Annotated in this window: 22 protein-coding genes and 2 tRNA genes; 17 read left to right on the plus strand and 7 right to left on the minus strand. The window is 65.9% G+C overall.

Going from position 1 to position 24,047, the window contains the following annotated elements; translation table 11 throughout:
* Positions 1-451 precede the first annotated feature (451 nt).
* Together QSJ19_RS01515 and QSJ19_RS01520 are read left to right on the plus strand one after the other, a co-directional pair.
* The gene (locus QSJ19_RS01515) at positions 452-868 is read left to right on the plus strand and encodes a helix-turn-helix domain-containing protein (RefSeq protein WP_286317933.1); all 417 of its coding nucleotides are present in this window, start codon (positions 452-454) and stop codon (positions 866-868) included.
* A gap of 39 nt (positions 869-907) precedes the next feature.
* Positions 908-5,821 (plus strand): aggregation-promoting factor C-terminal-like domain-containing protein, encoded by a 4,914-nt coding sequence (locus QSJ19_RS01520; RefSeq protein WP_286317934.1) that lies wholly within the window; start codon positions 908-910, stop codon positions 5,819-5,821.
* Here QSJ19_RS01520 and QSJ19_RS01525 read toward each other — a convergent pair.
* Positions 5,753-6,187: a hypothetical protein gene (locus tag QSJ19_RS01525; protein ID WP_286317935.1), complete on the minus strand. Its 435-nt coding sequence runs from the start codon at positions 6,185-6,187 to the stop codon at positions 5,753-5,755. The two genes, QSJ19_RS01520 and QSJ19_RS01525, sit on opposite strands and share 69 nt — an antisense overlap.
* A gap of 136 nt (positions 6,188-6,323) precedes the next feature.
* Between QSJ19_RS01525 and QSJ19_RS01530 the strand changes: the two genes are divergently transcribed.
* The 3 genes from QSJ19_RS01530 (at position 6,324) to QSJ19_RS01535 (ending at position 7,713) form a co-directional block, all read left to right on the plus strand.
* Positions 6,324-7,007, plus strand: coding sequence for a hypothetical protein (locus tag QSJ19_RS01530; RefSeq protein ID WP_286317936.1), 684 nt, complete (start codon positions 6,324-6,326; stop codon positions 7,005-7,007).
* A 104-nt stretch (positions 7,008-7,111) separates the two neighbouring features.
* Positions 7,112-7,444, plus strand: coding sequence for an HNH endonuclease signature motif containing protein (locus QSJ19_RS26725; RefSeq protein WP_353507110.1), 333 nt, complete (start codon positions 7,112-7,114; stop codon positions 7,442-7,444).
* Positions 7,445-7,455: 11 nt separating this feature from the next.
* Positions 7,456-7,713, plus strand: coding sequence for a hypothetical protein (locus QSJ19_RS01535; RefSeq protein WP_286317937.1), 258 nt, complete (start codon positions 7,456-7,458; stop codon positions 7,711-7,713).
* 58 nt (positions 7,714-7,771) lie between these two features.
* Here QSJ19_RS01535 and QSJ19_RS01540 read toward each other — a convergent pair whose 3' ends face one another.
* Both QSJ19_RS01540 and QSJ19_RS01545 read right to left on the minus strand, forming a co-directional pair.
* Positions 7,772-8,080, minus strand: coding sequence for a hypothetical protein (locus QSJ19_RS01540; protein ID WP_286317938.1), 309 nt, complete (start codon positions 8,078-8,080; stop codon positions 7,772-7,774).
* A 119-nt stretch (positions 8,081-8,199) separates the two neighbouring features.
* Positions 8,200-8,273: transfer RNA gene (locus QSJ19_RS01545), tRNA-Ile, on the minus strand.
* A gap of 167 nt (positions 8,274-8,440) precedes the next feature.
* On the opposite strand from QSJ19_RS01545, the gene QSJ19_RS01550 reads away from it, so the two are divergent.
* The 5 genes from QSJ19_RS01550 to QSJ19_RS01570 all read left to right on the plus strand — a co-directional run bounded on the left by QSJ19_RS01550 (position 8,441) and on the right by QSJ19_RS01570 (position 13,146).
* Entirely contained in the window at positions 8,441-9,142 is a 702-nt protein-coding gene (locus QSJ19_RS01550) for a GntR family transcriptional regulator (protein WP_286317939.1), read from the plus strand.
* Between the two features lie 60 nt (positions 9,143-9,202).
* Entirely contained in the window at positions 9,203-10,642 is a 1,440-nt protein-coding gene (locus QSJ19_RS01555) for an allophanate hydrolase (protein ID WP_286317940.1), read from the plus strand.
* The gene (locus QSJ19_RS01560; protein WP_286317941.1) at positions 10,627-11,334 is read left to right on the plus strand and encodes a cysteine hydrolase family protein; all 708 of its coding nucleotides are present in this window, start codon (positions 10,627-10,629) and stop codon (positions 11,332-11,334) included. Before QSJ19_RS01555 ends, QSJ19_RS01560 begins: the two co-directional genes overlap by 16 nt.
* A 40-nt stretch (positions 11,335-11,374) precedes the next feature.
* A complete protein-coding gene (locus QSJ19_RS01565) occupies positions 11,375-12,973 on the plus strand; it encodes a SulP family inorganic anion transporter (RefSeq protein WP_286317942.1) in 1,599 nt (532 codons plus the stop codon).
* 100 nt (positions 12,974-13,073) lie between these two features.
* A tRNA-Asn gene (locus QSJ19_RS01570) sits at positions 13,074-13,146 on the plus strand.
* Positions 13,147-13,172: 26 nt separating this feature from the next.
* Here QSJ19_RS01570 and QSJ19_RS01575 read toward each other — a convergent pair.
* The gene (locus QSJ19_RS01575; protein WP_286317943.1) at positions 13,173-13,691 is read right to left on the minus strand and encodes a GNAT family N-acetyltransferase; all 519 of its coding nucleotides are present in this window, start codon (positions 13,689-13,691) and stop codon (positions 13,173-13,175) included.
* 96 nt (positions 13,692-13,787) lie between these two features.
* On the opposite strand from QSJ19_RS01575, the gene QSJ19_RS01580 reads away from it, so the two are divergent.
* Positions 13,788-14,213 carry a pyridoxamine 5'-phosphate oxidase family protein gene (locus QSJ19_RS01580; RefSeq protein ID WP_286317944.1) on the plus strand — a complete coding sequence of 142 codons (426 nt, stop codon included), beginning with the start codon at positions 13,788-13,790 and terminating at the stop codon, positions 14,211-14,213.
* A gap of 173 nt (positions 14,214-14,386) precedes the next feature.
* On the opposite strand, the gene QSJ19_RS01585 is transcribed toward QSJ19_RS01580, so the two are convergent.
* Positions 14,387-15,142: a GntR family transcriptional regulator gene (locus QSJ19_RS01585; RefSeq protein ID WP_286317945.1), complete on the minus strand. Its 756-nt coding sequence runs from the start codon at positions 15,140-15,142 to the stop codon at positions 14,387-14,389.
* On the minus strand, positions 15,099-16,238 hold the full coding sequence (locus tag QSJ19_RS01590) for an acyl-CoA dehydrogenase family protein (protein ID WP_286317946.1): 1,140 nt from the start codon (positions 16,236-16,238) through the stop codon (positions 15,099-15,101). Before QSJ19_RS01590 ends, QSJ19_RS01585 begins: the two co-directional genes overlap by 44 nt.
* Positions 16,239-16,370: 132 nt before the next feature.
* On the opposite strand from QSJ19_RS01590, the gene QSJ19_RS01595 reads away from it, so the two are divergent.
* On the plus strand, positions 16,371-17,120 hold the full coding sequence (locus QSJ19_RS01595) for a hypothetical protein (protein ID WP_286317947.1): 750 nt from the start codon (positions 16,371-16,373) through the stop codon (positions 17,118-17,120).
* Here QSJ19_RS01595 and QSJ19_RS01600 read toward each other — a convergent pair.
* On the minus strand, positions 17,094-18,329 hold the full coding sequence (locus QSJ19_RS01600; protein WP_286317948.1) for a TetR/AcrR family transcriptional regulator: 1,236 nt from the start codon (positions 18,327-18,329) through the stop codon (positions 17,094-17,096). The two genes, QSJ19_RS01595 and QSJ19_RS01600, sit on opposite strands and share 27 nt — an antisense overlap.
* Positions 18,330-18,526: 197 nt before the next feature.
* On the opposite strand from QSJ19_RS01600, the gene QSJ19_RS01605 reads away from it, so the two are divergent.
* From QSJ19_RS01605 to QSJ19_RS01625, 5 genes are all read left to right on the plus strand, one after another.
* Entirely contained in the window at positions 18,527-19,336 is an 810-nt protein-coding gene (locus QSJ19_RS01605) for an enoyl-CoA hydratase-related protein (protein ID WP_286317949.1), read from the plus strand.
* Between the two features lie 130 nt (positions 19,337-19,466).
* Positions 19,467-21,071, plus strand: coding sequence for a fatty-acid--CoA ligase FadD5 (fadD5, locus tag QSJ19_RS01610; protein ID WP_286317950.1), 1,605 nt, complete (start codon positions 19,467-19,469; stop codon positions 21,069-21,071).
* 241 nt (positions 21,072-21,312) lie between these two features.
* Positions 21,313-22,443, plus strand: a complete 1,131-nt coding sequence (locus tag QSJ19_RS01615; RefSeq protein WP_286317951.1) for an NDMA-dependent alcohol dehydrogenase — start codon at positions 21,313-21,315, stop codon at positions 22,441-22,443.
* Between the two features lie 49 nt (positions 22,444-22,492).
* Complete coding sequence (locus QSJ19_RS01620) at positions 22,493-23,305, plus strand: serine hydrolase domain-containing protein (RefSeq protein ID WP_286317952.1); 813 nt, start codon at positions 22,493-22,495, stop codon at positions 23,303-23,305.
* Positions 23,306-23,441: 136 nt separating this feature from the next.
* Positions 23,442-23,960 carry a DUF3145 domain-containing protein gene (locus QSJ19_RS01625; protein WP_187583188.1) on the plus strand — a complete coding sequence of 173 codons (519 nt, stop codon included), beginning with the start codon at positions 23,442-23,444 and terminating at the stop codon, positions 23,958-23,960.
* Positions 23,961-24,047: the final 87 nt, after the last annotated feature.

A 24,047-nucleotide genomic window follows, 5' to 3' on the forward strand; every position in this document is an offset into this window, starting at 1 on the left:
GACAGCGACGCGAACCGGGCGTCATTTCACTCCTCGCCGGCATCTTCACCGACCTGCCCCTGCTACCCGGTGCCCGCTGCATCGGCTCCGGTGACCTGTTCGACCCACGCGCCAACGGCGAGTCCGTCCAAGCCGCGCAATACCGGCACAACCAGGCAGCAGCACTGTGTGCCCAGTGCTGCGTCCTGGCCGACTGCCGGTCGTGGGCTGACACCCAACCCGGACAACGCTCCGCAGTCATCGGAGGCCGACTCCCGGACCAACCCGGCCGACCAAGGAAGGAGGGAAACAGCCGCATGAACGAACAACGTCACCGCGACCGCAAAGAGCGGAAGAAGGTGTGCAAGCGTTGCTACGGTCCCTGCCGGACACACAAGGGAACTGTTCACGGTTGGACGTGCGAAGCGTGCCTACGCGACTACGTGGACGCACAGCTACCGAAAGGCGCGGCGTGACCGCGCGGGCGCTCGGTTCGGCCGTCCTCATCGAGGGGGCGGAGGCGTTGCGCTACCTCAATCACGCTCAGGTCGAGCTGGTCAGAAAACTGCAACGTGCCGGTATGCAACCACACCCTGAGCTGGTGGCCATCGCCCACGCCGCCCACGCCGCGATGCTCTCTCTGTCCAAGGTGGGACATGTGGACGGACCCGAAGCGGGTGCCGAACCAGAGTGGTCCCCAACGGAACTGATCAGCGCTGCGGACGCCGCGGAGATTCTGGGAGTCTCCCGCCGCCACGTAGTTCGGATCGGTACCAGCCTCGACGGGGAGCAACTTGCCAACGGCCATTGGGTTTTCCGCCGAGGTTCGGTGGAGGACTACGCGGAAGGCCGCAGGGATGAACAGCGTCGGAGACGTACAGCCGCATAACGATTCTCGGTCATCGGGCACCACGACGGGGGGTGCCCGATGACCGAGTTGGCCAGTGCTTACATTTCAATCATTGCGGAGACCTCATCGGTGCCGCCCGCCATACGGAAGGCGCTCGGCAAAGCTGACGGTGACGCCGCCAAGGCCGGCAAGTCGATGGGCGCGAAACTGTCCGGCGCGCTCGGCACCGCTCTCAAGGGGGGCGCCGCGACGGCCGCCGCTGCAGGCACCGCAGCCATCGGCGCCACCATGGTCAAAGGCTTCCAACGCCTTACGGCGATCGACGATGCCAAAGGCAAGCTCGCCGGTCTTGGCCATACTGCTCAGTCGACCTCGACCATCATGGACAGCGCGTTGTCGTCGGTCAAGGGCACCTCCTACGGCCTCGGCGACGCCGCCACCATCGCAGCGTCCGCTGTCGCAGCAGGGATCAAACCCGGCCAGCAACTCACCAAGTACCTGTCGATGACCGCCGATGCCGCATCCATCGCGGGTGTCGGGTTGAGCGAGATGGGGCAGGTGCTCAATCAGACGGCCACATCTGGTGTGGCGATGACCGACGACTTGAATCAGCTTGCCGACAGAGGCATTCCGATCTACACGTGGTTGGGCAAAGAGGCTGGAGTCGCGGCCGGCGAGGTCAAGGGTCTGGCGTCCGAGGGCAAGATCTCCTCGGAGATGTTGTTCCGGGCGATTCAGCAGAATATTGGTGGCGCGGCGAGGGAATCCGGTAAGACCGTCAGTGGTTCGTTCGACAATGTGCTGGCCGCGATGGGCCGTCTCGGTGCCGCGGTCGAGGGGCCGACGTTCAAGCGACTGCCGGGTTTCTTCGGTGACATCACCAGCCGGATCGATGCCGCCACCCCGTCTGCCGAGCGTTTCGCCCAGGCCCTCGACGCCAAGGTGTTCGACGAGTGGGGACCGAAGCTGCACAAGGCGTTCGAGGACTTCCGAGCGACCGGAAACATCGAGCAGGCCCGCACAGTCTTCACGTCGATGATGACGGCCGCTGGTGCCGCCGCACCGAGTATCGGCCAGATCGCCCGCTCCCTCGCGCAGGCATCGGCGACGCTGGGTGTGTCCGGGTGGCAACTGTTCCTCACCGCCCTGCAGGTCGGCACGACCACCCTGAACGTGCTCAATCCTTTGTTGCAGACCACCGCCAGCCTGATGCAGAACAACCAAGGCTTGGTCACCGCCTTTGTGGCCGGGTGGTTGGCGTTCAAGACCGTCCCCAACATTGTCGGCGCGGTGAACGGACCCCTCGGTACGGTCACCAGCCGACTGCGTACTGCCGGCACGACGATGCGGGACTTCGGGGCGGCGTACTCAACGTCGATGCAGTACGTGCGCCAAGCCAATCCGTCGATCTCTACCGCGGGCGCGCATCTGCAGGTGTTGCGGCAGAACGGTATGAACGCCTCCGGCGCGATGAACGCGTTGAAGGGTGGTGCCGGGTTGGCGGCCGGTGCCCTCGGCGGTCCGCTGGGGATCGCGCTCGCTGTCGGCGGTATCGCTCTGGGCGAGTACTCGAAACATCAGGCCGACGCCGCGCAGAAGGCTGCCGACCATAAACAGATGATCGATGCGCTGTCGGACTCGGTGAACTACAACACCGGCCAGTTGACCGCCAACGGGCAAGCCCAGGTGTACAAGTCGTTGAACGACGCCGACGCGTTCGCCAACGCCCGCAAGGGCGGCGTGGCCGTCAGTCGAGCGCAGATCCAATCCGCCGGTGAGGGCAATCAAGGGGCGTTGGAAGCGGTCAACGCCGAGATCGATTCCGTTGTCCGTAATCGCGTATCTGATGTCATCTCCGACCGTCAGCAGGAGAAGCTGCGCGAAGCCGGCCTCAGCATCGACGACTACACGGCAGCACTACGCGGGAACGCTGATGCTCAGAAGAAGTTCGCCGACGCCGGCCAGGGACGCGACTGGGGTGCCGCGGCGAAGGATCTCGGCGAGACGACGCAGGCCGCTATCAAGCTCGGGTATGCCCTCGGCGACTCGAACAAGAGCCTGAAAGAGTCGCGCGATTCCGCCCGCCAAGAGTCGGAGGCGATGGGCACTGTCCAGAAGAATCTGACGTCGCTGGCCGACCAGTTCAAGGGCCAGGGGAAGGGCTTCTCGGTCACCGTCGACACCACCCAGGTCGCCGGCGCCGAGCAGGTACTCAAGGCCGCGGGCTACGCGTTGGAGCCGCTCAAGGATGGTCGGGTCCGAATCACCGCCGAGACCGATGAGGCCGCCGCACGATTGAACCTGCTGGCCAACACGGTGCGTGAACTGCCGCCAGGCAAAGCCATCGCGGTCACCTCACCCGGCGGTATCGCTGTGCGAGACCTACTGACCTCGGTCGGCGCAAAGGTCAACCAGGACAACACGAAAGAAATCGAGGTCACCGCTCCGCTCGCCCCGGCCCAACTGGCCCTGTTACAGCAGATTGGCGGCGAGGTCGTCACCCGCAACGGCAAGCAGATCGTTGTCACCGCCGACGACTCCGACTATCAGCGCAAGAAGTCGGTGTGGTCGCAGTCGGAAACCAAGTGGATCGAGGTGCGCGTCGCTGACGGCACCTACGGCGCCGGACTCGGTGTCCTCAAACCGGATTCACCGCTACGACAGCACGCCAACGGTGGGATAGCCGCCTACCTCAACGGCGGCATCACCGCGGCCGAAGCCTACGCCAACGGCGGTCTCCGCGAGATCCGCAAACCCACTGCCGCCGACATCTTCGCCGGCCGCGGCGCCGGCACCATCTTCGCCGAAGAGGAAACCGGCGGCGAAGCGTATCTGCCGCTGGCCCCCGGTAAACGCCGCCGTTCGACCGACATCCTCGCCACCGTCGCGAAGATGTTCGGCTATACCCTGCTGCCGGACGGCGCACTGCCCACCAACATCAGCGATCTCCTCGGCGCCGTGTCCGGGTCGGCCGTCTCGAGACTGCTGGCCCTGCCCGGTAGTCGCTTCGCTGACGGCGGCATCGTCACCGGCGACCAACTACGCGCACTCGCCGAAGGCAAGGGCGCATCCCGCCCACTCCGCGGCGCACCGTACGTGTCCGGCGGCATCAACTGGGGCGACTGCTCCGGCGCCATGTCACCATTCGCCCGCCTCGCCGCCGGTCTCGACCCGTTCGGCGGACGGTTCGCCACCGCCAACGAAGGCGACTATCTGACGAAGCTCGGCGCGACCCTGGGCCGCGGCGCTGCGGGAACCTTGCGGTTCGGTTGGTATAACGGCGGTCCCGGCGGGGGGCACACGGCGGGAACCTTGCCCGACGGTACGAACATCGAGATGGGCGGCCAGAACGGTGGCGGCATGGTCGGCGGCTCCGTCGGCGCCGACGATCCCCAATTCACCGATCACGCGTGGATGGCAGTGAAGAACGCCAACCAGTACGCCGGCAGCAGCAGCGCTGATGCTGACTCCGATTCGGTGGCCACCGGCAGCAGCATGTCCGACTCCGGGTTGGCCAGTGGCTACGCCTTCGACCCCATCACCTCCGACACCACCAGCGGCGAAGGAGACACCAGCATCTCCGGGCGCCTCGGTGCCGTCGCGAACGCATTCGTGTCCGGGCAGGCAGCCTCGTTCATGGACCTGATCAAGCTCAGTGACAGTCCCGGCTGGTTGGCGGCCCTCGCCGAGTACGACAAGGGCAAACGCGCTGACGCCCGCCAGAATTATGAGTCGGAGAAGAAGAAACTCGACGCCGACTACAAAGACGCTGAGGACCAACGCAAGTCTGACTACGACGATGCGAAAGAGGCCATCGACGGCGACTACCAGTCGCAGATCATTTCCGCGGCCGAACGTGACCGGCGGATGTTGGCGTTGCGCAACCAGTATGAGAGCGACGAGATCGCCAACCGCCACGACTACGAGAACGCCGTCATCGGTAAGGGCAAGCAGTACGGGCTGGTCAACCAGGACTCGGTGAGTAGCCTGTCGCTCAAGCAGAAGTACGAGAACGACCAGCTGCGCGGGTCGCAGCAGTTGCAGTCCGCCGAGTTCGACCGCGAAGCCCAGTACAACCGCGACAAACTCGCGTTGGACAACCTGAAAGCGTCGCACGCCATCAGCGACGACGTGTACGACCGCCGGTTGCGCGACACCAAAGCCAAGTACGACAGCGACATTCGCGGACTGAAGGACCGCTACAGCAGCGACCAGGCCACCCTCAAGAGCACGTTTGACCGGTCGCAGTCGATGTACGCGCCGTCCAACCGCTACCTGCCGAACAGTTCGAAACCGTCGACGTTCCACCCGACCGATCCGGGCACGATCAAACCGGCCCGCAACGAGGACCTCAACGTCGGGGCATCCAACGGCCCGAACCTCACCACCGGCAACAGCGTGAAAGACGCCGTCAGGAGTGCATTCGCCGACCGCAGGTGGAACACCGGAACCCAATGGGACGCCACCGACTACATCGTGAACAGAGAATCGGGGTGGAACCCGACCGCAGTGAACCCGTCGTCGGGTGCGTTCGGGCTGTTCCAGTTCCTCGGGTCCACCCAGCAGCAATACCTGCCCGACAAGAACCCCGATCCTGGTGTGCAGGGCCAGGCGGGCAAACGCTACATCGGCGACCGCTACGGCGACCCCACTGCGGCCCGCGCGTTCTGGGATGCCAACCACTGGTACGACCGCGGCGGCGAAGCCAACGGTATCGGCCACATGCTCAAGAACACGATCAAACCCGAACGGATGCTCTCACCCGAACAAACCAAGTCGTTCGACGTCGGCATGCGCAACGGGTTCGGCGCCAACAATCCCGAGATGATCGGGCTGCTCCGCGACCTCGTCGACAGCAACAACCGGATGCTCGCCATCCTCCTCAAGGGCGGCGCAGCACCCAACCACTTCCACGGCACCGACTCACGGGAACGCACCCGCATTCAGAAGCAGCAAGAACGAGACCGACGCGCAGCGTTGGCCGGACTCTAAACCCACACGACAGAGGACACCATGACCAAGTACATCATCGTCCCCTCCCACGGCGAAGAAGTGCAGTGCCACTTCACCATCCCCCGCAAAGGCAAGACGAAAGACATCGAGTTCACCGTCCGCCGCATGGACTACATCGACCACCTCGAACGCGACCTCGTCGACTGGTCCACCGAACGGATGAAACCCACCCCCGTCCTCGACGACAACGGAGACCCCGCACTCGACGACGACGGCAACCCCATCACCGAAACCCCCGACGACATCTCCGACCGCGAAGCCATCCTCGCCCACCTCCGCCTCGCCGCCGTGCCCGCCACCACCATGCGCAGCCTCGAGACCCTGACCAACGGCGAACTCACCCACATCCACACCACCTGGGCGCAAGCATCCAAAGAGCGCCATCCCCGTCAGGTACCGCGACTCCGACACCGGCACAGTCACCGACGCCTAACGACCAGCGCCACACAACAACCCAACCACCACCTAAAGAGAGAACATCATGAACCTCGTCGACCTCCACGCCGAAGTCCAGGGATACCGCGACACAGCCGGACAACTCGCCGACGACTACACCCGCGCCCACGCCGAGATCAGCAGCAACCCCGCACTCACCAACGACGGCAAGCGCGAACAACTCGAACCACTCCACCAAGAGACCGCCGACAAGATGCACGAGCTGCACCAGCGTGAGAAGACCGCGGTCAAAACCTACAAGGAGAAGCTCGAACGCAACCTCTACGGCCTCTCACCCTCAGCCAGCACCAACCCCGACCAACTCCGCCTATACCGCGAAGCACAAACCCTCACCCGCGATCTCGCCGACAGCGAGGACGCCGCCGTCGTCTACGAATCCGCCAAACGCTCCGGCGACACCATCCTCGCCGCCGCAGTCCTCGAGAAGGCACTCGTCCGAGGCTGGACCAACATCAAGAACGATTACATCGAACGCCACCCCGACACTCGCAACGCACTCGACGACCTCGGCGCCCTCGCCAAGTTCACCGACAACCGCCTCGCCAACACCGCCCAATACATGCCACCATCGGCAGACCTGCCACGCCCATCCGCCGGCTTCCCCCAACTCGGCGACCTCACCGCGGCCAGCACACCCAAACGGCCCCGAGACCTCGGCGACGTCATGGCAGAGCGAGTCACCGCCGACGGAACACGCCGCTACTTCTAACCCCAGGGGCAGGACCCCACGGACCCCACAAACCGGCCTCTGTAGGCATAGACAGCTGTGTGTGTGGGACCCCCTACCCCTCCCCCCTGAAAGAGGTGTGACTGATGCCGTTCGCTTCGACCACGATTCGGACTCGTCGTCGTGCTGAGGTTCGTCGTCGTGATGGGGATGCGCCGTGTGCCCTGCAGATCACGGCGGATTGTCAGGCGGTCAACGGGCAGATCGAGTACAACGCGCGCCCCCCTGATCCGCGGTCGTTCGAGGTAGATCACATCGTTTCCTCGGATGAGGCGATGCGCGCTGGCTGGACAGAAGCGGAAGCCGACGCGCTCGAGAACACGCAGGGTGTGTGCCGGCAGTGCAATCGTGCGAAGTCGTCCGGCAACCGCCCGGTGGCGGCCGTGCGTCCGACGTACATCAACCCTCGATTCACCTAGGGAGAGAAACCATGGCTCGACATGAGACGTTGGCGGCGGCGATGGCTGCTGGTGATGTGCTTGCTGAGGCGGAGATGCGGTACAAGCTGTTGGCGGAGACGTTTGAGGAGATGCCGCAACTCCGGGCGAATATCAATGCGCAGTTGGAGCGGGCGAAGGCGGAGATCATTCGGCTGCGGGCGTTGGCGGAGGCGTCGAAGCCGGCGGGGAAGGACGACAGCACGGTGGTGGCGTTCGACGCCACGAGGTTCCGGAAGTCAGGCGCATAGAGGCAACCGTGGTCAACTTGACCACGGTTGGCGAGATCACATTGGACGAAGCGAAGAGCTACCGTCTGCCGTTGTTGGTGATGGCCGCTCCGAGGAGTGCGGCGATAGCAGCGATTCCGAGTACGGCGACGATGGGGGTCCGATCCGAGATCGCATCCTCGCATTGGTCGACACTGGTCTCATTGCCCGTGGTGGTGCCCCATATGTCGGACTTCTTCGCCTCGGTGTCGTCACGGGAGAACCAGCTGCCGCAGCTGACGGTGTCGGAGTCGTAGGTTCTGCCGCTGTCGACGGTGATGGGTTTGAATCCGGCGACACCTGTGGCGATGAGCAGTACCACGCCGAGTGCGAGGAGGATGCGCGTCATAGCGCCGATCTTTGCACGTGATCAGCGCAGATGAACGGCGTTTGTGTTTAAGCGATGGATATTCGACGGATTGGGGTTGCTGGCAACGTCGAATGGGTAGGGTATTGGCTGTTCAGAGGTGGGGCGGGTGGGGCTCGAACCCACGACCAGCGGATTATGAGTCCGCGGCTCTAACCGACTGAGCTACCGCCCCCGGTGGGCGCCGCCGAGCGGCGCGCCCGCCGGTGGATATTATGGCAAGTCGCCGGAGGGGTGCCGCGACGAGGTCGTACTCCGGGCGCGGGCCGCGTCCGTCGGGGCAGCGTGCTCCGCCGTCACACTAGACTGCAGGCATCACACCGACGACAGGATGAGGAGCTCATGGCCGCCGAGGGGGCGAAGGTGGACAGCGAACTTCCCGAGAGTCTGGTTGATGTAGCCGGTCGTCGAGTTCGGGACGCGATCCTCTCCGGCGCTCTCCGGCCCGGACAGAAGATCGTCGAGGAGACGCTGTGCGCCGACCTCGGCATTAGCCGGGCGCCCTTGCGTGAGGCTCTCCGGCTGCTCGCCCAGCAGGGGCTCGTCGAGCATCAGCCGCGGCGCGGCACCCGGGTGTCGGAGTGGTCGCCGGAGGACATCGTCCAGCTCTTCGGTCTGCGTCAGGTCCTGGAGAGATTCGCGGTGGAGTCGGCGTTGCCGTTGGCGGATCCCGAGAGCCAACTGGCGCCGGTGCGAGCGGCGGTCGACGAGATGAGGCGGGCGAACGACGACCTGTCCAAGGACGACGCCCATCGGCGTTTCCATGCGGCCGTGGTGGGCTTGGCGGGAAATCGCCAGCTCGACATCGCGCTCGAGCCGATCCTACTCAAACTCCAGTTGCCGATGGCGGTGAATCTGCGATCGGAGACCATCGAACACCACGGCCCCGGAGACGGGGTGAAGCGGCATCTGGCGATCCTCGCCGCGCTCGAGACCAACGATGCCGAGGCGGCGATCGCCGCGCTCCGCGACCACGGACACCTGCATTACCTGGACCTTGCCGTCGCCGGTGACGGGGCGGCGGGCAGGCCGGGCGCCGAGTAGCTAACACAACCGACACACAGTCGATCCGCAGGCGCCACATTTCTGTCGACAATCGACGGTATGAATCATTCGCCCCGGGCCTCAGCAAGGCCCACGGTCGGTCCCTCGGTGGCCGAGATCCTCGACAGCCACGTGAGCGGTAGCGGCTCGCCGACTCGAACGGCGCGGATGGTCGCCGATGCGATCGATGCCCGCGGGGACGACGGCACGTGGCTGTCCACGGTGCCGCGCGACGAACTGCTCGCCGCGGCGTCGGATCTCGAGAATCGTCCGGGGGCTCGTGGCCTGCCGCTCTACGGCGTGCCCTTCGGGGTGAAGGACAGCATCGACGTCGCGGGAGTGCCGACGACCCTGTCCTGCCCGGGCTATGCGTATGTCGCCGAACGGACGGCTCCCGCGGTGCAGCGGCTGCTGGATGCCGGCGCCCTCTACGTCGGCAAGACCAACCTCGATCAGTTCGCGACCGGACTGAACGGCACGCGAACGCCGTACACGATCCCGCGGAGCGTCTACGGCGGCGAGATGATCTCGGGCGGATCGAGTTCGGGATCGGCGCTGGCCGTCGCGCTCGGACAGGTGCCGTTCGCGGTGGCCACCGACACCGCCGGTTCGGGGCGGGTACCGGCGGCGCTGAACGGCGTCGTCGGCTACAAACCGTCACGCGGACTCATCAGCACAGTCGGTCTCGTCCCGGCGTGCAAGTCCCTCGACTGCATCACCCTGATGACCGGATGCGTCGACGACGTGGACCGCGTGATGGCGGTGATGGCCGGTCGCGACGACGACGATCCGTGGTCGAGGACCGTGGGGGCGGAATTCCCCGGGGGACCGATCCGGGTGGGTCTTCCGCCGGTCGGCGAGCTCGAGTTCTTCGGCGACGATGCGATGCGGGCCGCGCATCTCGCGTTCCGGAACCGACTGGGACATCACGGCTTCCCGGTGGAGGTCGACATCACCGAGGTGTCGCTGGCGCCGTTCCTCGCGGCCGGTGAACTTCTCTACGCCGGTCCGTGGGTCGCCGAGAGGCTCGTCGTCTTCGGTGACTTCCTGTCCGAGCATGCCGACGACATCCATCCGGTCGTGCGTGACATTCTGCGCAGCGGTGAGAAGTACAGCGCCGTAGACGCATTCACCGCTCTGCAGACGTTGCAGGAGTTGCGCGCGGAGGTCGGACGACTCTGGTCGGGGTGCGACGTCCTCGTCGTGCCGACCATCGGCCGAACCTTCACCGTCGGGGAGGTGCTCGACCGGCCGATCGAGACGAACACGATGCTCGGGCACTACACACATTTCGGCAACCTCCTGGATCTTCTCGGTGTCGCCGTGCCGCAGGGCGAGACCACCGACGGACGCCCGCACAGCACGATGCTGCTCGGCAACGCCCTCACCGACGACACGGTGCTGCACCTCGCGGCGGCACTGCTGGACGAACCGCGCAACACCCCCGCACCGTCGCGGAACCCCGACACAGAAAGGGCCACCACATGGACGGCACCGTGACCATTCCCGCCCGACCCGGGCCCATCGCCCTGGACCTCGCGCACACGGCTCTCGTCATCATCGACATGCAACGGGACTTCCTGCTGCCCGGTGGATTCGGCGAGACCCTCGGCAACGACGTCGGCCAATTGCAACGTGTTGTCGAACCGCTCGTGGGTCTCCTGGCGGCCGCGCGCGAATCCGGCATGCTCGTCGTCCACACCAGGGAGGGTCATCTGCCGGACCTCTCGGACTGCCCGCCGGCCAAACTGAACCGAGGTGCACCGTCCAAGCGGATCGGGGACCCGGGTGCCTTCGGGCGCATCCTGATCCGCGGCGAGTACGGCCACGACATCATCGACGAACTCGCCCCGGCCGACGACGAGGTGGTCATCGACAAGCCCGGCAAGGGCGCCTTCCATGCGACCGACCTCGGTGACGTGCTCGCCGCGCACGGGATCACCCAGCTACTCATCAGCGGCGTCACCACCGAGGTGTGCGTGCACACGACCACTCGCGAGGCCAACGACCGCGGCTACGAATGTGTGGTCGTGTCCGACTGCGTCGGTTCGTATTTCCCCGAGTTCCACCGAGCCGGTCTGGAGATGATCGCCGCCCAGGGCGGCATCTTCGGGTGGACCGCTCCCAGCGACGTGCTCATCGCCGCGCTCACCGAACAGGCGGCAGCGTCGCCGACCGCCCCCATCTCCTGACAGCTTGAGAAGTCTTGTCGTCGAAAGGAAGCCGACGCTCATGAGTACCTCCACCGAACCTGCTCCGCCCGCCGATCCGCCGTCATCGGCGGCGCCCACCTCGGTCCCGTGGTGGACCCGGGGTGACACCAACGCCTTCTTCGGGTTGGGCTTCAACATCCTCGTCAACGTGCTCACGTTGACCGGGTTGATGATCGCCGTGGTCAAGATCCCCGCCGGCGACGTCCTCGGCACCGTGCTGCCCGCCCTCGGCGTCGCACTCATCCTGGGCAACCTGTACTACACGTTCTTGGCGCGCCGGCTCGCGAGACGTGAGGGTCGCGACGATGTCACGGCCCTTCCCTACGGTCCCAGCGTCCCGCACATGTTCATCGTCGTCTTCGTCGTCATGCTGCCGGTCTACCTCGCGACCGGCGACGCGATGCAGGCGTGGGAATCAGGCCTGGCGTGGGCGTTCATGATCGGCGTGATCGTCATGATCGGTGCGTTCGTCGGGCCCTACGTCCGCAAGATCACGCCACGGGCGGCGATGCTCGGCACGCTGGCGGGCATCTCGATCACCTTCATCTCGATGCGTCCGGCCGCACAGATGTGGGAGGTCGCCTGGATCGGCCTGCCGGTGCTCGCGATCATCCTGATCGGGTTCTTCACCGACGTCCGGCTGCCGGGCAACATCCCGGTGGGTCTCGCCGCACTGCTGGTGGGCACCGCAATCGGATGGATCGGCGGCTACATGTCGGTACCCGATCTGACGCAGGCGGTATCGGACATCGCCGTCGGCATCCCGGATCAACGATTCGACATGCTGTTCTCCGGACTGGGTGATCTGGCACCGCTGCTGGGCACCGCGATCCCACTCGGTGTCTACAACTTCACCGAGGCGATGAGTAATGTGGAGAGCGCCGCGGCGGCGGGCGACAACTACAACCTGCGCAGTGTGCTGCTCGCCGACGGCGCCGGTGCGTGCATCGGTGCGGCCTTCGGCTCGCCGTTCCCGCCGGCGGTCTACATCGGCCACCCGGGGTGGAAGGATGCGGGCGGGCGCACCTCCTACTCGCTCGCGAGTGGTATCGCGATCGGTGTGCTGTGTTTCGTCGGACTCTTCGGCGTCCTGGAGGCGCTGCTGCCGGTGCCCGCGATCGTGCCGATCCTGCTCTACATCGGTCTGCTGATCGGGGCGCAGGCGTTCCAGGCGGTCCCACGCCTGCACGCCATCGCGGTCGTCGCGGCGATCCTCCCCAACCTCGCGCAGTGGGGTTCCGGGATGATCGACAACGCGCTGTCGGCCGCGGGGACCACCGCAGCGGAGGTCGGCAACGACGCCCTCGGCAACGCCGGCGTCGTGTACGACGGTCTGCAGACCCTCGGAGAAGGAGCGGTGCTGGTCGGCCTGGTCCTCGGGGCCATCGTCACCTTCATCCTGGACAAGAAGTTCCACTACGCGGCGATCGCATGCGGGGTGGGTGCGGTGCTCTCGTTCATCGGTCTGATCCACGCCCCGGAAGTGGCGTGGGCAGCCAATCCCGAGGTGGCACTGGGGTACCTGTTCTTTGGTGTGGTGTGCATCGCGTACTGGTTCCTACCCGGTGCGCGGACCCCGGTGACCGTCGACGAGGCTGACGTCGTCGCAGGCCACTGAACGGGAACACGGTTCGCGGAGGCGCCGGAGAACAGACCGTGCAGGCGTTTTGTTCTCCGGTGCATCCATGCGCTAAAGTCAGCACTCGGTTCGAGAGCATTCCCCCATAGCTCAATTGGCAGAGCATTCGACTGTTAATCGAACGGTTACTGGTTCGAGTCCAGTTGGGGGAGCAGAGAATACGCAGGTCAGGCCCGGTTTATGCCGGGCCTTTCTTGTTATTCCGCGTGTGGTCCCTCGGGTGCCAGATCATGACCCCATCGTCGGCGCAGCCCGGCACCGAGGTGAAGCCGAGACTCTTGTAGAGTTTCGACGCCCGTGTGTTGCCCTCCTCCACCGAGAGGCTGACAGGGATCGCGCGTCGGGTGGCAACGGCGAGGACGCGAATGGTCAGCGCGCGACCGATGCCAAGGCCGCGTGCATCGTCGGCAACCCACACGCTGAACTCAGGTGTGTGCGAGTCCACATACCCGTAGCCCGGTTCATCAGCAGACGTGAACAACGCCCACCCGACCCCGACCGGGCGGGAGTCACGCTCTGCGACAAGTCCGAAGTCGCCGCGATCCGGTACGAGCCTGGTGTAGTGCGCGAAGGTGGGGTTGTCGAGTACGTCGAACCGACTGAATCGGCCTTCCCGCCAGTTGAGGTTTCCCAGCGTCGCGGTGACAAGCAGGTCTTTCTCATCTGGCCCCAGGTGGCGGATCTCGAATGCACTCACGGGAGCCATCTTGGCTGATTTCACGGCGCCGGTCGTTCGCCGAGATGTCGTGACCGTGTCAGCCCCGGATGTCACAGCCGGGTCCTACCGTGGGGTATGGCACTTTCCACGAACGAACGCGAAGCATTCCTGGCCCAGCCCCACATCGCCGCGCTGTCGGTGGAGGCCGGATCCGACAGGGCGCCACTGGTGGTGCCGATCTGGTATCAGTACGAGCCCGGTGGCAATCCGTGGTTCCTCACCGGGACCACATCTCGCAAACTCGACCTGATCCGGGCCGCCGGCCGGTGCACGCTGATGGTCGAGACCATCGAACCGTCGATCCGCTATGTCGCGGTGTCGGGGGACGTCATCGACTACTCCGACGGCACGCGGGATCAGCTGACCGAGATGGCCGCGCGGTATCTGCCGGCTGACAAGGTCGACGCGTACGTCGAGTTCGCCACGGTCGATCACGGCGACCAGACCAAGGTGGTGTTCGCTCCGGGGCAGTGGATCTCATCGGATCTCGGGACTGTGTGAGGTCGTCGGCGGCCCGCCGTCGGAGGCAATCCGACAGATACGTCAGCGCCGCCCAGGGCGGGACTGGTCGTCGGGGGTGACCAGCCCCGCCCTCGGCGGCGCCGTGGTATTCGAGCGTACCCGACGCGAACAGATCTCTCCGCACGGGGCCGACCAGTGCGCGACGCGCTCGGTCAGGTGGTCTCGTCCGATTCGGTGGAGGTGTCCCAGATGCCGGTCGTCTCGAGGTGGCGGGTCAATCGCGTCGCACCGTCCGTGAACTGCCGGCGGGTCTGTTCGACGACCTGGTCGCGATTGGCCGAGCGATAGGCCTCGATCAGCTTCGCATGCGAGTCGACGGCGACCTCGCCCCACTCGGGGTCCGTCGCGTAGAGCTTCGCGGGGGTGTATCGCGTGGCGCTCAACAGGAACCAGGCGAGCTTTCCGCCGGATGCGATCAGGTTGTGCGACCGGTGGAACTCGAATTCCGCGGTGGCCACCTGCTGGCCGTCGCCGGAGGACAGCGCGGCGCGTAGCTGTTGGTTGTGCCACTCGAGCTCGGCGATCTGCTCGGCGGTGATCGCCGCGGCGGTGCGCAGCGCGAGTCTGACCGCGATCTCGCCCTGCAGCCAGAACAGATCCTCGACGTCGGTCCGGTTCAGTTCGGCGACGATGTACCCGCGATGGGGCGCGAGATTGACCATGCCCTCACCACGCAGGGTCAGCAACGCCTCTCGGACCGGTGTGACGCTGACGCCGAGACGTTCGGCCGTCTCGTCCATCCGCACATATTCACCGGGGCGGATCGCGGCGGTCATGATCTGCTCACGCAGATGTGCCGCGACCTCTTCGGACAGCTGAGGTCGGCGACGGAGCCGTTGCCCCGATGCCGAGCGCCCGGTGCGCTCAGAGCCCGAAGGTCTTGCCGATGATGTCGCGCTGGATCTCATTTGTGCCACCGTAGACGGTCGAGATGATTGCGCCACGCATCAAACGCTCGGCGTCGAACTCGGTTGCATATCCGTAACCGCCCATCATCTGCATCGCGTCGATGGTCATCCGCTTCGACGTCTCGGTGGCCTTGAGCTTGGCCATCGACGCCTCGCGCGGCAACAGTCGGGTCGGGTCGTCGTCGGCCTGCTGTGCCACCGAGTACACGAGGAGCTTGGTGCATTCGATCTCGGTCGCCAGGTCGGCCATGCGGTGCCGCAGCGCCTGGAAGCTGCCGATCGGCCGGCCGAACTGCTTGCGTTCGGTGATGAACGACAACGTATCGGCGAAGGAACGCTCGGCCACGCCGAGTTGCATGGCCGCGAGGATCAGGCGCTCGGTGTTGAGACCGGACATCAATTGCTCCCAGCCGTTGCCGACCTCTCCGACAACGGCCGAGTCAGGGATCTCGCAGTCGGTGAAGTACAGGTCGTTGACCTCACGACCACCCAGGGTGTCGATGCCCTTGATCTCGAGTCCCGGTGTGCCGGCGGCGATGTGGAACTGGGTCAGTCCCTCGTGCTTCTTGCCGGTCTTCTCCGTCCGCGCGATCAGGAGGATGGAGCGGGCGAAGTGCGCGTTGGAACACCAGGTCTTCTGGCCGTTGATCACCCACCCGCCGTCGACCTTCTCGGCCCGGCAGCTGAGATTGGCGACATCCGACCCGGCCTCGGGTTCCGACATCGAGATCGACAGGGAGTCGCCCGCGGCCACGCCCGTGAGCACCTCTTTCTTGAGTTGCTCGTCGGCGAATTTCTGATACGCGGCCGCGGTGATCAGCGTCGGTCCTATCCCACCGATCGGCGCCATTCCGCGCATGGCCTCCTCCAGTAGGATGCACATCTCCACGTTGCCGGCGGCCGCACCGCCGTACTCCTCGGGGACCAGGATTCCGGTCCACCCGAGTCCGGCCATCTTCGAGTACAGGATCTGTGAGTGCAGCTCGGCGCCACCGTCGGTGAGGGCATCCCGCTGCTCTCGTGTTCCGGCCTCGCGCTTGCAGAAGTCGGCGATCGCCGCCGCGAAGGCGGCCTGTTCCTCGGTGAGGTTCGGCATCGGATGTCTCCCGTCCGGCGCGTCGCGGCGGCCCTCGCCGCGCCACACCTCCAGTCACGCTAACACGTCACATATATGTGATATGAACCGACCGTGAGCTGGGCCACAGGTTCGGATCGCTACATTGGTCGCATGCCGAAGTCCCAACGACCGTCCGCGGTCGAGGCGAATGATGTCGCCGAAGTCGTGCAGGCCGACGCGTCACCACTCGACGGCGACGAATTCCTCGCCGCCAATCGGGCGAGCCGTGAACGGCTCCGCGCCGAGGCCGAGCAGAAGGCAGACCGTAAAGGAGAGCGCAAGGCGGACAGGGGGAGTGCGCATGACCGCGTGCCAGGAAAGGTGGCGACCGGTTCGTCTCGGAGCACGAGCAGGACGGTGCGGACTGCGCTCATCGGACTGAGTGTGCTCGTGCTGATCCTCGCGGCATCCACCGCGTACTTCGCGTACGGGATGGTCCAGGCCGACCGGCGGGCGGAGGCGTCCGGCCCGTCGGGTGCGGACCGCCAGAAGGCGATGGATCTCGCGCGGACCTATGCGTCGAGTCTGGCGACCTATGACCCCGCCGACTACGGCGATCTCGATCGGAGGATCCGGGAGATCTCGACTCCGGACTTCGCGAAGACCTACATCACGTCCTCGCAGGATGCGCGCCGTGGCAACGCGGACGCGCGCGGCACGTCACGTGCTGAATCCAAAGACGCCGGTCTGCAATCGATGACGGACGGCAAGGCCGTCGTGCTGGTGACGCTCGATCAGACAGTGACCTCGCCCGAGGTGAATTCCCAGGTGCCCGACGGTATTCCGTATCAGTCGCGAGTGAAGGTGACGCTGGAGAAGCGCGATGGCCGCTGGTTACTGTCCGATTTCGACACCGTCTGACGAGTGTTGGGAGCCGAGCAGGACGCGTAGTGCCAGCGCCGAGATCTGCTCGGGAGTGGGGCGTCGCCGCGGCCGGGTGAGGTCGATGATGACGTTGAGCGCCGCCTGGACGAGAAATCGTGCCTGCACGGACGTCAGATCGGTGCGCGCGCGGGTGAGCCATGCGGCCCATTCGTCGACGTTGATGCGTTGCCTGCTGCGCAGTTCGGTGCGCTGCGCGGGCGCGAGGTTGCCGATCTCCTTCATATAGACCGAGAGCATGTCGTTGTTCGTGCACGACAGGTCGACGTACCGATTGACCAGCGCGACCAGTGCCTCCTCGGGGGTGGTCGACGACGCCAGCGCATCGGCGATCATCGTCGCCACCCGGTCTGAGGTCCGCCAGAAGGCGGCGAGCAGGATCGCGGACTTGCTCTCGAAGTGGCGGTAAACGCCCGAGGCGGGCAGGTCGGCGGCGCGGGCGATGTCGTCGATCGTGACCTCGCGAAAACCGTGTGCCGCGAACAGTTTCGTCGACTCGGCCAGCAGCACCTCGCGTTTGGAGGTGGGGGACAGTCCGGTTGAGGACGTGTCCTCGACGCGAGCGTGTCCGGCAGGGACGGGGGCGTCCATCAGGGATACCGCCGCGGCCGAGATCAGGTCGTCGATCTGTCGTGCGCCGAGGGTGGCGCGGTGCGTTGCCGGGCTCGCCACGGTGCTGGTCATCGCTGCCGTGATGAGGTCGGCCGCGTCATGATCCAGGGCCGGACGGGCCACCTCCAGGACCCCGCGGATGCGCCGATGCTGACCGACGACGATGTCGCGCACATGGCGCGCGTCGTCACCCCGCAGATAGTCGGCCTCCCAGTGGTACAGCCCGCCGGTACGACGGTTCTCGATTGCCGCGCCGGTGAGCGCCGAGAGCAGTCCGCGCAGCTCGAGCTGGGGATGGTCCGGGTCGGCCGGCACCTCACCGACAGCGACGGCGAGCGCATCGGCGAGCATCCGAGCAGTCTCCGCGAACAGCGCGTACTTGTTCGGGAAGTGGCGGTACAGCGCCGGCGCGGACACCCCCGCCGCCTCGGCGATGTCGTCGAGGCGAACTGCGTGATAACCGTTGTCGCTGAATGCCTTGGCGGCGGCGCGCAGGATGATGTCGCGCCGATCGGCGGGCCGGCGTCGTCGCGCGCGGGCCGGGGACGCAGGCGTGGTCGCCGGGTGGGCAGGCATGAGCACCGAGCGTAGCCGGAGTCGGAGTTCACCATGATGATTTTCCCTACCTCGGATGAATACGCAGGAAAACAGCCGCTTCCGTATCTCTAAGTTAATGAGTATTCTCGTGATCTGGGTCGCACTGTGGTAGTAGTGTGGTCGAGGCCCGACCTGCTGCGGGTCGGGGACGAACAGTGGTGAGGGGCGAGTTGGCGGTGAGTGACAACGTGGCCGGTGGCGACGAGATCCGGGTCAGTGTCGATGACCGAGGGGTGGCGCGGATCGAGATCCACCGACCGCATCGGATGAATGCGTTGGACGGCGCCGCGTCCCGCGTCATCATCGGCGCGCTCGAGGAGTGGTCGGCCCGAGATGACATCCGTGTCGTGGTGATCGACGGCGCCGGTGGCAGTTTCAGCACCGGCGCCGACGTCATCGACATCGCCGCCACGGCAGGGGAGAACACCGGTGGTGGACTCGACCCGACCCAGGCGCGCGGGGTGATCTCAGGTGGTTCAGACCTGGCCCGTGCCGTGCGGGGTGTCGCAGTGCCCGTCGTCGCCGTGGTGGACGGGCCGGCGGTCGGTATCGGCGCATCGCTGGCGTTCGCGGCCGACCTCGTCTATGCGACCGAGCGGTCGTACTTCCTGCTCGCGTTCATCAACATCGGGCTCATGCCGGATGGTGGCGCCTCGATGTCGGTGGCCGCAGCGGTTGGCCGCGCGCGGGCGAACGCGATGGCGCTGCTCGGTGAGAAGCTGCCGGCCACCGAAGCTTTCGACGCGGGCCTGATCACGAAGATCGTCGCCGACCGGGAGGCACTCGACGCGACCGTCGACGCGACGGTCGCGAAATTGGTCGCGACATCGGCGAGCGCTCTACGTCTGACCAAGAAGGCTCTCGACGCTCATACGATGGGTGACTTCGATGCCGCCCTCGACCGTGAACTCGAGGGCCAGACGGCGCTGCTGCAATCCGCGGAGTTCCAGGCCGCGATGGCTGCCTTCGCCGGTGCCAAGCCCTGACCCACCCGCCGGACGCCCCTGACCGATTCCATCCCCATCCCGACCCGATCCTTTAGATTCATGACCGTGCGGCAGGCCGAATGCGCCGGCCCGCAGTCGCAGAACTCTCACCGCACAGAGGAGAACTGACATGACCGCCACCGTCGACTCGACCAGCGACCTCACCACCGAGCCCCTCCGGTCCCGCCGTAATCACTGGAACAACCAGGTCCGGCGACATGCGTTCACGACGCCGGACAAGCCTGCGCTGAAATTCCTCGGGAACGTCACCACGTGGTCCCAGCTCGAAGAGCGCTCGCGAGGGTTCGCGGCTGCTCTGAGCCGCCGCGGTGTGCAATTCGGCGACCGCATCCTGCTCGTCCTGCTCAATCGCAGCGAGTATGTCGAGGCCGTGCTGGGGGCGAACCTGATCGGCGCCATCCCGGTGCCGGTCAATGTGCGCATGAGCCCGGCAGAGATCGCGTTCCTGGTGTCCGACAGCGGTGCGAAGATCATCGTCACCGAGGCGCTGCTGGCACCGCTGGCGGACGCGGTGAGCGCGTCCACCGGCGCGGTCGACGCGACCGTCGTGGTGGGCGAGACCGACAACCCGGCCCATCTGCGGTTCGAGGATCTCGTGACCGAGGACTCCTCGGATCTGCCCGAGATCGACGTGCCCGAGGAGACCGTCGCACTGATCATGTATACCTCCGGGACCACCGGAAAGCCCAAGGGCGCCATGCTGACCCACACGAACATCCAGGCGCAGGCGGTCACCTGTCTGCAGGCGTTGCAGACACGGCCCGACGACATCGGTTCGTGTGTCGCGCCCATGTTCCACATCGCAGGCCTCGGGGCCATGGCCCCGCTGTTCTACATGGGCGCCCTCTCGGTGATCCATCCGCTCGGTGCCTTCGACCCCAACGACATGCTCGACACCCTGGAACAGGAGGGCACCACGTCGATCTTCCTGGTGCCCGCCCAATGGCAGGCCGTCTGCGCCGCACAGCAGGCGAAACCGCGCGACCTCAGGCTCCGGGTGATCAGCTGGGGTGCCGCGCCGGCGTCGGACACCGTGCTGCGCGCGATGGGCGAGACCTTCCCAGACGCCCTGAACGTCGCCGTGTTCGGACAGACCGAGATGTCGCCCATCACCTGCGTGCTCGAGGGCACCGACGCGCTCCGCAAGATCGGCTCCATCGGCAAGGTGGTCCCGGCGGTGACGGCGCGCGTGGTCGATCCCGAGATGAACGACGTCATCCCCGGGCAGGTCGGCGAGATCGTCTACCGGGGCCCGAACATGATGAAGGGATACTGGCAGAACCCGCAGGGCACCGCGGACGCGTTCCACGGTGGCTGGTTCCACTCCGGGGACCTCGTGCGGCAGGACGAGGAGGGCTTCCTCTACGTCGTCGACCGCGCCAAGGACATGATCATCTCGGGTGGCGAGAACATCTACTGCGCCGAGGTCGAGAACGCGCTCTTCGGGCACGTCAAGATCTCCGAGGCGGCCATCATCGGTCGCGCACACGAGAAGTGGGGTGAGGTCCCGGTGGCGGTGGTGGTCCTGGCCGAGGGCGTCGATGATCTGACCCTCGAGGAACTCGAGCCCTACCTCAACGACAACCTCGCGCGATTCAAGCACCCGAAGGACCTCGTCATCGTCGACGAACTGCCGCGCAACGCCGGTGGCAAGGTCGTCAAACCGTCGCTGCGGTCGACATACGGCAGCAAGGACGCGGGCCTGAAGGACTAGCCGCGGACCGGCCCCGTGGCGTCGGGCCGGCCAGCAGAGACGAGCCGCACACCCACCCTTCGGTGGGGGTGCGGCTCGTCCGTGTGCGGGTGGCCGCCGGCTCGAGCGCGGGAGCGGAATTCGCAACTAGAACACGTTCCATTTTTGCCCTGGAGTGACTAGGGTCTCTTCTAGTTGTCTTGCGTCTGTCGGGGGGGTCGATCCGTCGGGCGACGCGCGTCTATCGAGTGGAGGTTGTGAAGTGAAGACCAAGGGTGCGCTGCTGCGGGAGAACAACAAGCCGTGGGAGATCGAGGAGATCGAGATCGGCGATCCGCAACGCAGCGAGATCAAGATCAGGATGGAAGCGGCCGGGATGTGCCACTCCGACCATCACCTGATGACCGGCGGGATCCCCATGGCCGGGTTCCCGATCCTCGGTGGGCACGAGGGCGCGGGCGTCGTCGAGCGGGTCGGGGAGGGTGTCACCGATTTCGAGGTAGGCGACCACGTCGTCCTGTCGTTCATCCCGTCGTGTGGCAAGTGTCCGTCATGTAAGGCCGGGCTCGCAAACCTTTGTGACTTCGGTGCGATGTTGCTTCAAGGAGAAGCGGTGTCCGACAACACCTTCCGCATCCACACCGCCTCGGGCGAGCCGGTCTACCCGATGACCCTCCTCGGTACGTTCTCGCCGTACATGGTCGTCCACGAGGCGTCTGCGGTGAAGATCGACAAGGACATCCCGTTCGAGGTCGCCGCGCTGTGCGGCTGCGGCATCCCGACGGGATACGGATCGTCCACGCGCAGCGGTGATGTGCGGCCGGGAGAGGACGTGGCCATCGTCGGCGTCGGTGGTGTGGGTACCGCGGCCCTCCAGGGTGCGGTCATCTCCGGCGCACGGAACGTCATCGCGATCGATCCGGTGGAGTGGAAGCGCGAGCAGGCGATGAAGTTCGGCGCGACACACGCGTTCGCCTCGGTGGAGGAAGCGGCGACGAGCATCGCCGAACTGACCCAGGGGCACATGTGCCACAAGGTGATCGTCACCGTCGGCGAGGTCCATGGCAAGGACGTCGACACCTGGATGGGCATCACCGCGAAGGCGGGGACCTGTGTGCTCACCGGTATGGGCAACATGATGGAGAACGAGGTCACCCTGAACCTCGCGATGCTGACTCTGCTGCAGAAGAACCTGCAGGGCACCATCTTCGGCGGCGCCAACCCGAAGCTCGACATCCCGCAGCTGCTCTCGATGTACCGGATGGGCAAGCTCAACATCGAAGACATGATCACCCGTCAGTACCGCCTGGATCAGATCAACGAGGGCTACCAGGACATGCTCGACGGCAAGAACATCCGCGGTGTCATCCGTTACACCGACGAGGATCGCTGAGTCCGGCTCCGCTCAGACCGTCCGGGGTGTGCGTCGGTAGGGTTGCGATGTGTCAGCACTCGATGCCCTAGCGCAGTGGCCGGCCGACAACGTGGCGGCCGCGATCATCACCCCGTCCGGTGTCGGCGACGTCTTCGGCGACACCGGACGGGTGTTCGAACTGGCCTCGGTCACCAAACTCCTGGTGGCCGAGGCCGTTCTCGTCGCGGTGGAGGAGGGGGCGACCGAACTCGACGATCCGGCGGGGCCGCCGGGCGCGACGGTCGCCCACCTGCTCGCACATGCGTCGGGACTCGCCTTCGACAGCCGGGACGTCGTCGCCCCGCCCGCCACCCAGCGCATCTACTCCAGCGCCGGGTTCGAGGTGCTCGCCGAGACGATCGAGGAGGCCGCCGACATCGCCTTCGCCGACTACCTGCGCCAGTCGGTCGCCGAGCCCCTGCAGATGATGTCGTCGGAGCTCGTCGGGCCGGCGGGCCACGGCGCCCGATCCACGGTGGACGACCTGTCCCGATTCGCCCGCGAACTGCTCTCTCCGACCCTGCTGTCGACGGAGACCGTCGCGGCGGCGACGTCCGTGCAGTTCCCGGGCCTCGACGGTTTCGTCCCCGGTTACGGCAAGCACCGCCCCAACGACTGGGGCCTCGGATTCGAGATTCGATCGGACAAGCACCCCCATTGGACGGGCACACGGAACTCGCCGCGCACCTTCGGTCACTTCGGTCAGAGCGGCACGTTCCTCTGGGTGGACCCCGAGCTGCACACCGCGTGTGTTGTCTTGACCGACCGTCAGTTCGGAGCCTGGGCGAAGCCACTCTGGAGCGAGTTCAACGACTCCGTCGTCGCCGAGATCTCGAGGTGACACCAATCCTGAGAAAGCACTCGAGAAACTGGCGCAACACGGGCCACATGAGGCACAATTAATCACACGAGTGTGATACCCGGTTCGAGAGGTGTGTTGGGGAAGACGTTCCTCGTCGAAACCGGAGGTGAACAAGGTGCGCAATCTGAATCAGTTTGCGGACATGACGACAGGAGTGGTGTACATCCACTCGGCGCCGGTGGCGCTCTGCCCGCATGTCGAGTGGGCTCTGTCGTCGACCCTGAATGCGCGGGCCAACCTGAAATGGTCTGCGCAGGAGGCCGACCCCGGTCTGCAGCGGGCCACCGTTGACTGGGCCGGCCCAGTCGGCACTGGCGCACGCCTGGTGACGGCGTTGCGCGAATGGTCGGCACTGCGTTTCGAGGTGACCGAGAACGCCAGCGACGGCGTCGACGGCGAGCGATTCAGCTATGTGCCCGGTCTCGGGCTCTGGCGTGGGTCGACCAGTGCCAACGGCGATGTGATCATCGGTGAGATGCAGTTGCGCTCGCTGATCGAATCCCAGCCCGACAGCGTCGGTCTCGCCGGCGAACTCGAGGCGGCCATCGGCACGGCGTGGGATGAGGCCCTCGAGCCATACCGCATGGGCGGCGCAGGCGCCGAGGTCACCTGGCTCCAGCAACGCGTGGGATAGACACCCACCTACGAGATTCGGCCCCGGTAGCGAGCTGCCGGGGCCGAATTGTGCTGTCCGGACGGGTCGGTGCGCGGCGGGCTCACG

Source organism: Gordonia sp. ABSL11-1, from assembly GCF_030315685.1.
In the GTDB taxonomy this organism is placed as follows: domain Bacteria; phylum Actinomycetota; class Actinomycetes; order Mycobacteriales; family Mycobacteriaceae; genus Gordonia.